Here is a 14038-nt window from a genome sequence, read left to right on the forward strand (position 1 = left end):
ACGCTTACGTCGTCAGCCGGCCATCGGATGTGCGGTTTCGAGGAGTTCCTGGAGTTCGTCGGTCAGCACGTGGGTATAGATCTGCGTCGTGGCGATGTCGGCATGGCCGAGCAGGGTCTGGACGCTGCGCAGGTCGGCGCCGCCTTGCAGCAGGTGGGTGGCATAGGCGTGGCGCAGGGCGTGCGGATGCACGCGGGCAGGGTCCAGCCCGGCCTGCATCGCGAGCGATTCCAGCAACTGGCCCAGGCGGCGGCGGGTAAGGTGGCCACTGGCGCCGCGCGAGGGGAAGACGAAGTCCTCGGCGCGGGCCCGGTCGTCCTTGCCCTGACGTTCGGCCAGCCAGGCGGAAAGGGAGGCGAGCGCCGGCGCGCCGAGCGGGCAGAGGCGTTCCTTGCCGCCCTTGCCGCGGATGATGATGTCCTGCGTGACCCAGCGGGTTCCCTTGCGGCGCGGCAGGCTGCCCAAGGTCAGGGAGACAAGCTCCGAGGCGCGCAGGCCCGCGCCGTAGAGCAGTTCGACCAGGCAGGTGAGACGCGCATCCCCGTCGCAGGCATCTATGAGACGGCGCATTTCTTCCCGGCTGAGCACGTCCGGTACATCCCTCGTCGGGGAGGGGCCATCGAGGCGGACCGTCGGGTCGTCCTTGCGGTCGCCCTCTTCGAACAGGAAGCGGAAGAACCGGCGAAGCGCCGATATCTTGCGGGCCTGCGAGGCGGGCGCGAGACCGCGATCGGCAAGATCGGCGACCCAGGCGCTCAGTTCGGCCGGTTTGGCGCGCGTCAAATGGCTGCGGCAGAACTCCGAGGCGTCCAACAGGTCGCGGCCATACGCATCGAGCGTATTGGGGCTCGCGCCCCGCTCAGCCGACATCATCTCGAGAAAGGCGCCGATGCGGGTATGGTCTGACATGTCCGGCAGGGTAGGCCGGCAGGCTTAAGGGACCGTCAAACCGCGTAGTTAATGGCTGATCGGTCAGAAAACGCCTTCGATCGGGATGCGCGTTTCGGTGTCCGGCGGCGGGTTCTTGACGGCCTGTTGACCCAGCCACCACATACCGCCGGCGACCGCGACAGCGAGGACGACGAAGCCGATCAGGAATTTGCGCATGGATTTCTGCCCCGAAAGCTGGTTTTGCGGGCGAATCCTGCCGCCCGAATGCGCCGTCTATGTGGCAGGTCTAGGACTGGCGTGCAACGCCGGGTAAGAGAGAGACATGCCGGACGACAGCGACCCTTCGAGTCCCGAGCCTTCCGAGGCGCCCGCCTATGCGGGGCGCACGATTGCGCTCGTGGGTCTGATGGGGGCCGGAAAGTCAACGGTCGGGCGCCGGCTTGCGGAGAAACTGGGCCGGGCCTTCTATGACAGCGATGCTGAAATCGAGAAGGCCGCCGGCCTGTCGATCTCCGACATCTTTGCGCTGCACGGTGAGGCGGATTTCCGCCGGGGCGAAAAGCAGGTGCTGAAGCGCATGCTGGACCTGCCGCCGCACGTGCTGGCCACCGGTGGCGGAGCCTATCTCGACGCCGACACGCGCGCCGTGATGAAGGAGCGCGCGGTGACAGTCTGGCTGAATGCTGATCTCGAGACGCTGTGGCGGCGCGTGCAGAAGCGCGACAACCGGCCGCTGCTGAAGCGCGCCGACGCGAAGGCGCACCTCTCGAACCTCGTCGCCGAACGCGAGCCTTTCTATTCGCAGGCGGACCTGCACGTGATGTCGAAAGACGGCCCGCACACGAATACGGTCAATGCCATCCTGAAAGCCCTGCAGACCTGGACGCCCCGATGACAACGCCTTCCGCCCTCGAAACCGTCCGTGTGGACCTTGGCGCGCGCGCCTATGATATCCTGACGGGCCATGGCGCGCTGGGCCTGCTCGGCGAGCGACTCGCGGGCCTGGTCAAGCGGCCGCGCGCGTTCGTGCTGACCGACGAGACAGTGATGCGCCATCACAAGGCACGGCTGGACGCGGCGGTTGCCGGCGCCGGCATCAAGCTCGACTGGATGGCGCTGCCGCCGGGCGAGCAGACGAAGACGTTTGCGCAGCTCGGCAACGTGCTCGACTGGTTGCTCGCGGGCGGGGCAGACAGGGGCGACATCCTGATCGCGTTCGGCGGCGGCGTGATCGGCGACATGGGCGGACTGGCGGCGAGCCTGATGAAGCGCGGCATGGGTTTCGTGCAGGTGCCGACGACGCTGCTGGCGCAGGTCGATTCCTCCGTAGGCGGAAAGACGGCGGTGAATACGCCGCGCGGCAAGAACCTGGTCGGCGCGTTTTACCAGCCGCGGCTCGTGATCGCCGATACTGAACTGTTGTCGACGCTGCCGAAGCGCGAGCTGCAGGCGGGCTATGCCGAGATCCTGAAATACGGCCTGATCAATGATGCCGCTTTCTTCGACTGGCTGGCGGCGAGCGGGCACAAGGTGCTGGCCCTGGAGCCAGATGCGGCGCGCCATGCGGTCGCGAAATCCTGCGCCGCGAAAGCCGCCATCGTGGTCGAGGACGAGACAGAAACCGGCGTGCGCCAGCTCCTGAACCTCGGACACACCTTTGGCCATGCGCTGGAGGCAGCCAACAGTTACGGCCCGGACCTCCTGCACGGCGAGGCGGTGGCGCTTGGCATGTCGCTGGCCTTCCGGTATGGGGCGGAACTGGGCGTGACGCCCCACAAGGACGCAGCCCGCGTTGCCGACGTGGTGAAGGCGTCCGGCCTGCCATCCGATCTCGGCGGGCGCGACCGGACGCGATTCACGGCGCCGCGCCTGACCCAGCTGATGCAGCAGGACAAGAAAGCGCGCGGCGGACGCGTGCCGCTGATCCTCGCGCGCGGCATTGGCGCCGCCTACATTCATCCGGATGCGGATCTTGCCTCGATCGAGACCTTCCTCGCCCGCGAACTCCTTGAAACAGCCTGAAGAGACTCTTTGCCCGACATGATTGCCGGTTACCTGATTGCCATCGCCATCCTGCTGTGTATGTCCGCATTCTTTTCGGGGTCGGAAACTGCACTGACGGCGGCTTCCCGTGCGCGCATGCATCAGCTCGAGAAGGAAGGTGATAAGCGAGCGCGGTCCGTCAACCGGCTCCTCGCCAGCCGGGAGGATTTCATCGGGGCGATCCTGCTCGGCAACAACCTCGTCAACATTCTCGCTTCAGTGCTGGCGACAACGATGTTCACCGCGCTGTTCGGGCAGGGCGGCCTGGCGCTGGCGGTGGCGACCGCGGTGATGACGGCGACCGTGCTGATCTTTTCCGAAGTGCTGCCGAAGACTTATGCCATCACGCGGCCAGACAGCGTGGCTCTGGTTGTCGCCGGTCCGATCGGGATCCTCGTGCGGGTGGCGTCCTGGATCATCAAGCTGATCCAGTTCATCGTGAACCAGGTGCTTGCCATTCTCGGCCTTGCCGCGCCGGCGGCGCCGCTTTCGGCCGAGCAGGAAATCCGCGGCGCGATCGATCTGCACGCGATGGAAGGCAGCGTCGAACGCGAAGACCGGCTGCGTCTGGTGGGCGCCCTCGACCTCAAGGAGCTGACGGTCGAGGACGTGATGATCCACCGCAAGAACATCCAGATGCTCAACGCCGAACTCGACATGCGCCAGCTGGTGATGAAGGCGCTGGCGAGCCCGCATACGCGCCTGCCGCTGTACCGCGGCGAGAAAGAAGAGATCATCGGCATCCTGCACGCCAAGGACCTGCTGCGCGCCGCCTTGCCACTCGGCGGAGACCTGTCGAAGCTCGACCTCGAAAGCGTGTTGCGCAAACCCTGGTTCGTGCCGGAAACAACGCCGGTGAAGGACCAGCTCGACCAGTTCCTGTCGAAGGGGCAACACTTTGCGCTCGTCGTCGACGAGTATGGCGAACTGCAGGGCATGATCACGCTCGAAGACATCCTCGAGGAGATCGTCGGCGCGATCCATGACGAACATGACGTGCAGATCCAGGGCGTGCGCGCGCAGCCGGATGGTTCGGTAAACGTCGATGGCTGGGTGCCGATCCGCGACCTCAACCGCGCGACCGGCTGGAACCTGCCGGATGACGAGGCGGTGACGGTGGCCGGCCTCGTCATCCACGAAGCCCAGACCATCCCGGAGCCGACGCAGACTTTCGTGTTCCACGGCTACCGGTTCAACATCCTGCGCCGGCAGCGCAATCAGGTGACCGGGGTGAACATTTCGCGGGTCGAGCCGGCCTGACGCTCCGTGCAGGGATTTGTTGCCGGGGCCAGTTGACCCTCACGCGGCGTGAGAGCGTAGGCCTTGTCCGGCGCAAGGTTGGTTGCGGCGCGGAGACATGACGGTGAAGAGACTGACGGTCAGGATGTTGGCGGATGCGGCGCGGGTTTCGGTCCGCACGCTCCACCATTACGACGAGATCGGACTGTTGAAGCCGGCCTGGATTGGAAGCAACGGCTACCGGTATTACGAACAGGCCGAACTCTACCGGCTGCAGCAGATCCTGCTGTACCGCGAGTTCGGGATGAGCCTCGAGGATATCCGCCGCGTGCTGGATGATCCAGGCTTTGATGCGGCCACGGCGCTGAAGGCGCACCGGCTGCAGCTCGAACGGCGTATCGGCGAACAGGAACGGCTGCTGGAGGTGATTGATGAGACGCTCCTCAGCCTCGAAGGAAAAACGACGATGACGGATGAAACACTTTACGCCTGGCATTCCGAGGCGAAACAAGCCGAGTTCGAGGCGTGGCTGGTCGAACGTTACGGACCCGAAATGCAGGCACGGATCGATGACAGCCGCGCCCGGTTCAACGAGCTGGACGAGGCAGGCCGCAAGGCGGCGCTAGCCGAACTGGAGACGATTGAAACCGACCTGCTCGAGGCGTTTCGGCGCGGCATCGAGCCCGGGACGGCGGTGCTGAAGCCGATCCTCAAGCGGCACAATGACTGGGTGGCTTACATGTGGGGGCGGCCTTGCCCGCCGCAGGCCTATGCGGGCCTCGGACAGATGTATTCCGGCAATCCGGAATTTATTGCCCGGTTCGATGCGATGGCCGAAGGATTTTCCGGCTACCTCTCCGAAGCGATCGCGGCTTACGCTGCCGGGCTGTCGGCATAGGGCCTGCGACTGGCGTTCAGGGCGCGGTTGCCTTGAGCGCCAGCGCATGCAGGCCGGTGTCGAATTCCTTCTGCAGCACGAGCATGACCGTGCGCTGGACCTGTACGCGCGACAAGCCGGCGAAGGCCTCGGCGACGATCTCGACGGAATAGTGTGTTTCCCCGCCCGGCGCAGCGCCGGCATGGCCTGCATGCTTGGCGCTGTCGTCCACGATGCTCAGCGAGTCCGGCGCGAAGGCCTCGGTGAGAATCTCTTCAATTCGCGTTCGTCTGTCACTTGGTTGTGGCATCTTAAGGCGGCGCTCCCTATTATCGTGTCCCATGTCCGACAGCGATCCCTTCCGTTACCGCGTCAAGTTCAAGGATATACGCGTGAAGCCGCCTGCGGACGAGGCGTCGCGTGCGCGCGCCAAGCAGACACGCGAATGCGATGAGCCCGGTTGTGACCTCGAAGGCGACCATCCGGCACCGCGTCAGGGCGGCCGAGGCCGGCATTTCTTCTGCGCGCAGCACGTGTCGGAGTACAATCGCCGCTTCAATTTCTTTGAAGGGATGAGCGAAGCCGAGGCTGCGTCCTTCGTGCGTTCCGAGCGCTATGGCCACAAGCGGACCTGGCGGTTCGGCGGGGGCCCGATGGGCGGCACACGGGGCGCGCAGGCGCACGATCCGCGCAGATGGGCTGGCCGCGGCTTCTTCGACATGGACGACACGCCGGCCGCCGAAGCGCGCGTCGAGGCGCATCGCTCGAGCCTGCAGTTGCGGGCCTTGCGCGAACTCGACCTTGAGGCGGATGCCAAGCCGGCCGAGATCCGCGCGCGTTACGCCGAGTATATCCGCCGTTTCCATCCTGACTCCAACAAGGGCGACCGGTCGAGCGAGCACAAGCTCCAGCGCGTCGTGCGCGCCGGCAAACTGCTGAAGGCGTCCGGCCTGATGCGGAGCTGAGCGGCTCTAAGCCTGGATTTTCTCCAGTTTCTACAAGCCGCCAGCAAGGCGCGCGCGGCGCTTTTGTGCTCCGCTTATCCGACCCGCGAGTATCTACCAAAAATAGAATATCGTAACTGCTATGGAAAAAGATACTGTCGCGGAATTTGCAAGCGTGCCCCACGTCCCGGCCACTAGCGCTGTCGCTGGCGTCTGTTGTATGTGCGGCATAACAGGCAGGGTTTTGTGTTTCGCATCGTAGCCGATATCATCCGTACAGAAATCATACGGATGTAAACCAATCAGAGACTCTTCCGAAAGACTCGCTCAATCAATGATCGCTATGGTGGAACCCAGTGGCGGCGAATTTGAATGCTGTCTTCGTTTCTTCGGGAGTGTTTCGAGATGTTCAGGAATTTCGCTGCGGCGGCCATGTGCCTGAGCCTCGCCGGCGCAGCGCACGCGGCACAGGCGACCGGCACATTGCAGGTGCAGGCAACGGTGCTGAACACCTGCGCGGTGTCCACGACGCCGGTCGTGTTCTCCAACGTCGGCCTGTCGGCGGCTACGGCAACCGGCGGCATTACCGTGAACTGCACGAACAGCGACCCGCTGTCGATTGCGCTGGATGGTGGCTCGTCGGCCGATATTTCGGCGCGTCTGTTGACGCACAATTCGCTGCCGAACACGTTCACTTACCAACTTTACTCGAACGCCGGTCGCACGACGGTCTGGGGCGACGGGGTCACGGGTTCGGTCTTCGCGACCACCGGCCCGAGCCAGACGCTCGTTGTCTATGGCGCAACCACCGGAACGCCGGTCGCCGCGGGCGGATATTCCGACGCGGTGCAGGTGACCGTCACCTACTGAGGATGAAGGCAATGAAAAGGATGGCCCTGCTTCTGGCCGTGGCAGGATGGGCGGCCGGCTGCGCGCACGCGCAGGGTCTCACCCTCTCGCCGGTCATGCTGAGCGCGCCCGCCGAAGGCGGCGCCACGTCGCTGACAATCCAGTCTGACCTTGATCAGCCCAAACTGGTGCAGGTGCGCGTGTTCGACTGGTCCCAGGCGGACGGGGCCGAGCTGATGCTGCCCGCAAAGAATGTCCGCTTCGGGCCCGAGATCTTCGAGATCGCACCGGGCAAGTCTCAAACCGTCCGGTTCTCGCTCCCCAATACGGACGGTGCGGGGACGTGGAGGGTGGTGGTTGATGAACTGCCACCCTCCACGGCTCCTGAGACGCAGGCCGACGCGCAGCTGGCCCTGCGCCTGCGCTACGTCTTGTCAATGTTCGCGGGGCCGGCCGGCGCGCCCGAACAGTTGCAGGCGCGGCGCGCGGGCAGGGACATTGAGCTGGTCAATCCCGGACCGGGCTGGCTGAAGCTGCACAACGTCGCGCTCGTCGTGCCGGGTGCGGAGCCTGTGGCGGCAGGCGGCGGCATCGTCTACCTGCTGCCGGGCGCCCAGATGCGACTGACCGCCGGCGCGGATGCGGCCAGTTTCGTTGCCCTCGAATACGCCGTTGGCGCGCAGGCCTATGCGGTGGACCTGCGACCCCTGAAGTGAACGCCGCGTGGGCATCCGGACTGGCAGCGCTGGCCTGGTTGACCTTCGCGTCCGCGCCGGCTCAGGCCGCGCCGCTCGCCCTTCCGCCTGCCGCTGAGGTGCCGGCGGGCCCGCCGGACTTGTTGCTGGAGGTGCATGTCAATGGCCGGCCGACTGGCGAACTTGCGATGCTCCGCACACGGCCGGATGGCTGCGACGCGATGGAAACCGCACCGCTGAAGACGGCCCGTCTCTATGACGGCGCCGACCCTGAAGCGTGCCTGCAATCCATCCCCGGACTAGCCTACGATCTCGACCGGGAAGGGGCCCGGATTGATGTTTACGCCCAACGACTCGCGCCCGGCCCGCAGGACCGGCGGGCAGACGTGCGCACCTATGCCCCGGCGCTGACCGGACTGATCGGCCAGTATGGCCTCAGCGCGCAGCGAGTCGAAGACCGTTCGGGCACCCACGAGACTGGCTTCGCTGATCTCTCGCTGACCCTGCACACCGGCAAGGGCCGGCTGCTGAACGATTCGGTGGCGTCCTGGGATGGCAGCGCGACGGAGGTCCAGCGCCTCGCAACTGCCTATGAGCTGGACTTTCCCGACAACATGGCCCGGTTGACCCTTGGCGACAGTTTCACACGCGCCCCGCGCTGGGGCCGGCTGGCGGCCTTTGCGGGCGTCCAGTTCGGCACGGACTTCTCCATGGATCCGGACCAGTCCTATCGACCATACCGGACATTCCAGACACTGCTACGCCAGCAGTCCGAGATCGATGTCCGGGTGAACGGCGCCTTGCGCGAGCGCACCAGCGTCGCGCCGGGCTTCAGCGAGCTCCAGATCAATCCTGAAGCCGGGCTCAACGATGTCGAGATCGCGATCCGTGACGCCTCGGGCCTTACCCGGATCGAAGATATCAGCTTCTTCGCCTCCGCAGATGGGTTGGCGGCGGGGGTGACGGACTATTCTGTGAGCGCCGGTGTGCCGCGAAGATTCGACGGCGCGAAGTCCGAGTATGGCGACACATTCCTTGCCTCCGCCCTCGTACGCCGGGGGCTCAGCGATTCGGTGACCGGTGAAGTGCACGGAGAGTTTGGGCGCGCCGCGCTAACCGCCGGCGCCGGGCTGCAGGTGGCAACCGGCGCGATGGGTATCCTGAATGTGTCTGCAAGCCTCAGCGAGACGGCCGAGGGCGCGCGCGGCCACTTGCTGGCCGTCGGCCTGGACCGTAGCGCGCGGCGCGCCAGCCTTCAGCTGCAGGCGCGGATCGCCGACCCGGACTATACCGATGCGGCGGCGACGGCCGGTGCGCCTTTTCCGGATGTGTCCCTGCGCGCCAGCGCGGGAGTATTCACGCCGGCTGGCTCATTTCGCGCGGGCTATTCCCAGCAAGACGACCGTGTGTTGCCTGATCGCCGGTTCGTTTCCGCCGGATGGGAGAAGAGCCTGTCGGACAATCGGGTCCTGTTCTCCGCCGACGGCTTTCACGATATCGCGCGCGGCGAAAGCGGCCTGACCGTCAGCCTGCGCATCAATTTCGGGAGCTACTCGGCGCGCGCCGGGAGCGAGAGTCTTGGTGGGGCATCCTCCGCGGCGTTTGAAGTATCGCGGCTTCGCGGTGCCGGCGAACGGCTTCAGTGGACCGTGCAAGCGGTGGACGGCGATCGAAGCGACGCGGCGCAGGCGAGCCTGCAGGCAGACCTCGGCGCGGCGGAAGCATTCGTGCATGCGGGCGCGTTCGGATCGACACGCGAATTGTCTGCCGGCCTGCGCGGCGGCTTTACGGTCCTCGGGCGGCGAGCGGTGTTCGCACGCCAGTCCACGCCGGCAACTGTGCGCGTCCGCACACCGGGACTCGCGGGTGTGCCCGTCTACCAGGACAATCGCCGGGTGGCACTGACGGACGCCGACGGGATTGCGGTCATAACCGGCGTGCGGCCCTTTGAACTGAACCGGCTCAGCCTGAAGCCTGAAGATGTGCCGTTGGACTTCGAAGTGGCGAGCTTTGATCTCGACTTCGTGCCCCGGCGTGGCATTTCAGATGTGACGTTCGATCTCAAGCGGCAGACCGCGCTCGCGTTCAGTGTGGCGCTCGCGGACGGGGCGCCGCTGCCGGCGGGCAGCCGGGTGGAACTTGCCGCGGCGGGCGGGCGCTGCCCCGTCGGGATGGATGGGCGCGTATTCTGCGCCGAGGCGGACGAGAACGATACCGTCATCGTCCATTCGCCGGACGGCGCCTACGCTGCGCGGGTTGGCGCGCTGCGCAGCACGGGCCGGATGCAACTCGGCCCTGAGGTTCAACTCAAGTATGCGGGGATTTCGTGATGAGGATATTGCTGGCGGTGCTCGCCTTTGCATTCTTCGTGGCCGCGCCGGCGCGCGCGCAAAGCTGTTCGGTGTCTGCAACCACGATGAGTTTTGCGCCGTACAATGCCTATTCCGGCCTCACGGTGGACGCGACCTCGACGGTCACCATGACCTGCACCGGACTGTTGTTCATTGGCGTCGCCTATGAAGTGCGCCTTGATGGCGGGCAGGAGGCGAACATCGCTGCCCGCAAGATGCGGCAGGGCGCAACGGCGAACAAGCTTGCCTATCAAATCTATCTCAATTCCGGTTACTCGACGGTGTGGGGTGACGGAGTGCAGGGCAGCAGCTTTTCCGGCACGATGTTGCTGGGCCTTTTCTCGCGCACCCAAACGCGCACGGTTTACGGGCGGATACCTGCCAGCCAGCAGGTGAACTCAGGCAATTATTCGGACGGGCCGGTGATGACCATCATCTACTAATGACGCGCCGAGCATGCCGCATGGACATTGGCAACCTTCCTGTGGTCAAAGGCGCAGGAATTGGGATTCGAGGCCAGCTGGGCTGGCCCGTAAAGAGGCGTCTCGCATGGTCAAGGGATTGGTGACGGTATTCGGCGGCTCCGGCTTCATCGGCCGGTATGCCGCGCGTACGTTGGTTGAGCGCGGCTGGCGCGTGCGGGTGGCCTGCCGGCGTGTTGGCCCGGCAATCGATGTGCGCCTGGCCGGCCCGCCGGGCTGGGTCGACATCGTGCAGGCGAACGTGCGCGACCGGGCTTCGATCGAAAGGGCGCTCGACGGCGCGGACGCCGTGGTGAATCTCGTCGGCATCCTGTTCGAAAGCGGCAAGCAGACTTTCTCGGGCGAGCAGGCCGATGGGGCAGCGCTGGTGGCTGAAGTCGCTGCCGCAAAGGGCATCACGCGGTTCATCCAGATGTCCGCGATCGGTGCCAGCGAGACTTCGAAGTCGTCCTACGCCCAGACCAAGGCACAGGCCGAAGCGTCGGTTCGCAAGGCCGTGCCTACGGCGACCATCTTGCGGCCGTCGATCGTGTTCGGCGCGGAGGACGGCTTCTTCAACAAGTTCGCCGCGCTCGCGCGTTCGGCGCCGGTGCTGCCGGCCATCGGCGGCGGCAAGACGCGCTTCCAGCCGGTCTATGCCGGCAATGTGGCCGATGCGATTGCAGCTGCCGTGGATTCGTCCGGCGAGTTTGAAGGCAAGACGTACGAGCTCGGTGGGCCCGCCACCTATACGTTCAACGAACTCTATGACGTGATCCTGAAGGTCATCGACCTGCAGCGGTTCAAGGTCACGTTGCCGTTCTTCATTGCGCGCCCGGTCGGCTATCTCGTCGGTGCAGTCTGGCGGTTCGTGCCGCCATTTTCATGGGGTTTCCTCGGCGAGCCGCCGATGACCGGCGCCCAGATCGAGCTCTTGAAGGACGATAATGTCGTTGCCGACGGCGCGCTGACGCTGCGCGATCTCGGGGTCACGGAGCTGGAATCGGTGGAAGCCATCGTGCCGCGCTACCTCTGGCGTTTCCGCACCTATGGCGAGTTCCACAAGGCGAGCGAAGCCTAGACCTGCGGAACGGGCATCATCAGCAGCAAGGCGATGCCGAGCAGGATGCGGTAGCCGACGAAGGGCAGGAAGCTCATCCGGCGTACCAGCGCCATCAAGACATAGATGGCGACCAGGCCCGACAGGGCTGAGCCGACGCCGATGGCGATGGCTTCCGACGCTGTCACGGTGACGAGACCCACTTCGCTGCCGAAATAGAATTCCGCGATCATGTAGAGCCCAACCGCCGACAGGACCGGCGCCCCGACCAGCATGCCGAACTTGGCGGCGTCGGGACGCGAATAGCCCAGTGCCCGGGCGGTGGTCATGGTGATGCCTGAGCGTGACGTGCCCGGCAGGATGGCGGCGATCACCTGCACCACACCGATGAGCGCGGCGTGCAGCGGCGTCATGTCGTCAATCGTGCGGGTGCGCTTGCCGAAGATGTCCGCGAGGCCCAGCAGAACGCCGAAGCCGATGAGCGGGATAGCGACGCCCTGAACCGAGCGGAAGGAAGCGTTGAGCTCGTCGGGGATCAGCAGGCGGGCCGCTGCGAGACCGGCAATCGTCAGCGGCAGCGAGGCGATGAGGTTCATCGCGAGCCGCTCTCCGGAAGACAGCGGACGTTTGCTGGCGACGGCGCCCGGCAGGGCAAATACGCCGACGATGGCCTCGCCGATCTCCTTGCGGAAGTAGATGAGCATTGAGGCAACGGTGCCGAAGTTGGCCACGGCATTGATCAGCAGCTCGTCGCGGCCGACATAGCCGAAATAGTCGGCCGCCAGCAGAACGTGCGCCGAGGACGAAACCGGCAGCCACTCCGTGATGCCCTGGACAATGGAGATGATGAGGATCTGGAAAATCGACATGTTCGCAGGCACCGGTGGCTGATTCCGCGCCAGCCCTAGCGCAGAAAAGTGAAGGATTGAATCGTGAGGATGCACGTTGGCCGATCCGGCGCCAACACGTCGTCAACCGAGAGCCTTTCCGTGCTATGGTATCAAAACGATATACAAAACAGGCGGTAGGCGGATCGCGCTAGGCCTGCCCAAGATTTTTTCGGTCGATAACTATTGATATGATATGTATTATCCAAAACATGCTTGGCGCGTGGTTCCCGGCGCCGTAAAGCAGAGTTCCCGCCACACCGAAGCGGGCTTTCAGACGTACAGGGAGTGGCCCGATGGCAGAACGCATGCTGCAGTTCACGAAGGTGTCGAAAGCGATGCCGGAGAAACGTCCGGCAGGCGTGCGGTCTGCCGATTTTGAAGAGATATATGCGGGGTTCTCACCGGAAGCCGCGCACGCGCAGGCGAGCCGGTGTTCGCAATGCGGCGTGCCGTTCTGCCAGCAGGGCTGCCCGCTGCAGAACAATATCCCTGACTGGCTGAAGCTGGCAGCCGAGGACCGGCTGGAAGAGGCCTGGCGCGTGTCTTCCGCCACCAACAACATGCCGGAAATCTGCGGGCGCATATGCCCGCAGGACCGGCTCTGCGAGGGTATCTGCACCATCGAGCAGTCCGGGCACGGAACCGTGACGATCGGCTCGATTGAGAAACACATCACCGATACGGCCTGGGCCGAGGGCTGGATCCAGCCGATCAAGCCGCCGCGGGAGCGCGGCCAGTCGGCCGGTATCATCGGAGCAGGTCCTGGCGGTCTGGCCGCCGCAGAACAGCTGCGCCGCAAAGGCTATCAGGTGACCATCTACGACGCCTACGATCGCGGCGGCGGTTTGCTCGTCTACGGCATTCCCGGCTTCAAGCTGGAAAAAGATGTCGTCGAGCGCCGCATTGCGCACCTTGAGGCGTCCGGCATCGCGTTCCGGTTCAACACACGCGTCGGCAAGGACGTTTCGCTCGGCGAGTTGCGCGCCAAGCACGATAGCGTGCTGATCGCGACTGGCGTCTATGCTGCAAAGGACCTCAAGTGCCCGGGCAGCGGCGCAGACGGCGTGCTCGCCGCGCTGGACTTTCTCACGGCCTCGAACCGCACGGGCCTCGGCGACGCCGTGCCTGCGTTTGAGTCTGGCGAGCTCAACGCCGAAGGCAAACGCGTGGTGGTGATCGGCGGCGGCGATACGGCGATGGACTGTGTGCGGACGGCTGTGCGGCAGGGTGCAAAATCCGTGACCTGCCTCTATCGCCGCGACCGTGCGAACATGCCGGGCTCGCAGCGCGAGGTGCAGAACGCGGAAGAGGAGGGGGTCGTGTTCGAATGGCTCGCCAACCCGGAAGCCATCCTCGACACGAAGGCCGGAAAGGTGAAGGCCGTGCGCGCCAGCAGGATGAAGCTGGGCGAGCCGGACGCATCTGGCCGGCAAAGTCCGGTGAAGACCGGCGAGGTGGTCGACCTCAAGGCGGACATGGTGATCAAGGCGCTCGGGTTTGATCCCGAAGACCTGCCGATGCTGTTCGACGAACCCGGCCTGACCGTGAATCGTTGGGGCGCGGTGAAGGTCGACTACGCGACGATGCAGACCAGCCTGCCGGGCGTCTACGCGGCGGGCGACATCGTGCGCGGCGCCTCGCTGGTGGTCTGGGCAATCAAGGATGGCCGTGACGCGGCCGAGGCAATGCACAAGTCCATGCGCGCAATGGCGTCGGACAAGGTGGCGGCGGAGTAAGA

Annotated in this window: 14 protein-coding genes; 11 read left to right on the forward strand and 3 right to left on the reverse strand. The window is 65.1% G+C overall.

What is annotated here, in order from left to right; genetic code table 11:
• Positions 1-12 precede the first annotated feature (12 nt).
• Complete coding sequence (locus IPK75_06840; protein ID MBK8198070.1) at positions 13-909, reverse strand: tyrosine recombinase; 897 nt, start codon at positions 907-909, stop codon at positions 13-15.
• A gap of 304 nt (positions 910-1213) precedes the next feature.
• Here IPK75_06840 and IPK75_06845 point away from each other — a divergent pair, with 304 nt between their 5' ends.
• The 4 genes from IPK75_06845 to IPK75_06860 all read left to right on the forward strand — a co-directional run bounded on the left by IPK75_06845 (position 1214) and on the right by IPK75_06860 (position 5071).
• A complete protein-coding gene (locus IPK75_06845; GenBank protein MBK8198071.1) occupies positions 1214-1786 on the forward strand; it encodes a shikimate kinase in 573 nt (190 codons plus the stop codon).
• On the forward strand, positions 1783-2913 hold the full coding sequence (locus IPK75_06850; protein MBK8198072.1) for a 3-dehydroquinate synthase: 1131 nt from the start codon (positions 1783-1785) through the stop codon (positions 2911-2913). The genes IPK75_06845 and IPK75_06850 overlap by 4 nt, the downstream gene beginning before the upstream one ends.
• An 18-nt stretch (positions 2914-2931) precedes the next feature.
• On the forward strand, positions 2932-4194 hold the full coding sequence (locus IPK75_06855) for an HlyC/CorC family transporter (GenBank protein ID MBK8198073.1): 1263 nt from the start codon (positions 2932-2934) through the stop codon (positions 4192-4194).
• 97 nt (positions 4195-4291) lie between these two features.
• Positions 4292-5071 (forward strand): MerR family transcriptional regulator, encoded by a 780-nt coding sequence (locus IPK75_06860; protein MBK8198074.1) that lies wholly within the window; start codon positions 4292-4294, stop codon positions 5069-5071.
• A 16-nt stretch (positions 5072-5087) separates the two neighbouring features.
• On the opposite strand, the gene IPK75_06865 is transcribed toward IPK75_06860, so the two are convergent.
• Entirely contained in the window at positions 5088-5360 is a 273-nt protein-coding gene (locus IPK75_06865) for a BolA family transcriptional regulator (GenBank protein ID MBK8198075.1), read from the reverse strand.
• 31 nt (positions 5361-5391) lie between these two features.
• Here IPK75_06865 and IPK75_06870 point away from each other — a divergent pair, with 31 nt between their 5' ends.
• The 6 genes from IPK75_06870 to IPK75_06895 all read left to right on the forward strand — a co-directional run bounded on the left by IPK75_06870 (position 5392) and on the right by IPK75_06895 (position 11431).
• The gene (locus IPK75_06870; protein MBK8198076.1) at positions 5392-6015 is read left to right on the forward strand and encodes a J domain-containing protein; all 624 of its coding nucleotides are present in this window, start codon (positions 5392-5394) and stop codon (positions 6013-6015) included.
• A 384-nt stretch (positions 6016-6399) separates the two neighbouring features.
• A complete protein-coding gene (locus IPK75_06875) occupies positions 6400-6864 on the forward strand; it encodes a spore coat protein U domain-containing protein (GenBank protein MBK8198077.1) in 465 nt (154 codons plus the stop codon).
• A gap of 11 nt (positions 6865-6875) precedes the next feature.
• A complete protein-coding gene (locus IPK75_06880) occupies positions 6876-7559 on the forward strand; it encodes a molecular chaperone (protein ID MBK8198078.1) in 684 nt (227 codons plus the stop codon).
• Positions 7556-9868, forward strand: coding sequence for a fimbrial biogenesis outer membrane usher protein (locus IPK75_06885; GenBank protein MBK8198079.1), 2313 nt, complete (start codon positions 7556-7558; stop codon positions 9866-9868). Before IPK75_06880 ends, IPK75_06885 begins: the two co-directional genes overlap by 4 nt.
• Positions 9868-10332: a spore coat protein U domain-containing protein gene (locus IPK75_06890; protein ID MBK8198080.1), complete on the forward strand. Its 465-nt coding sequence runs from the start codon at positions 9868-9870 to the stop codon at positions 10330-10332. Before IPK75_06885 ends, IPK75_06890 begins: the two co-directional genes overlap by 1 nt.
• 106 nt (positions 10333-10438) lie before the next feature.
• Complete coding sequence (locus tag IPK75_06895) at positions 10439-11431, forward strand: complex I NDUFA9 subunit family protein (protein MBK8198081.1); 993 nt, start codon at positions 10439-10441, stop codon at positions 11429-11431.
• Here the strand turns inward: IPK75_06895 and IPK75_06900 are convergent.
• Entirely contained in the window at positions 11428-12279 is an 852-nt protein-coding gene (locus IPK75_06900) for an undecaprenyl-diphosphate phosphatase (protein MBK8198082.1), read from the reverse strand. The two genes, IPK75_06895 and IPK75_06900, sit on opposite strands and share 4 nt — an antisense overlap.
• 314 nt (positions 12280-12593) lie before the next feature.
• Here IPK75_06900 and IPK75_06905 point away from each other — a divergent pair, with 314 nt between their 5' ends.
• A complete protein-coding gene (locus tag IPK75_06905) occupies positions 12594-14036 on the forward strand; it encodes an NAD(P)-dependent oxidoreductase (GenBank protein MBK8198083.1) in 1443 nt (480 codons plus the stop codon).
• Positions 14037-14038: the final 2 nt, after the last annotated feature.

This window comes from Acidobacteriota bacterium (assembly GCA_016712445.1).
In the GTDB taxonomy this organism is placed as follows: domain Bacteria; phylum Pseudomonadota; class Alphaproteobacteria; order Caulobacterales; family Hyphomonadaceae; genus Hyphomonas.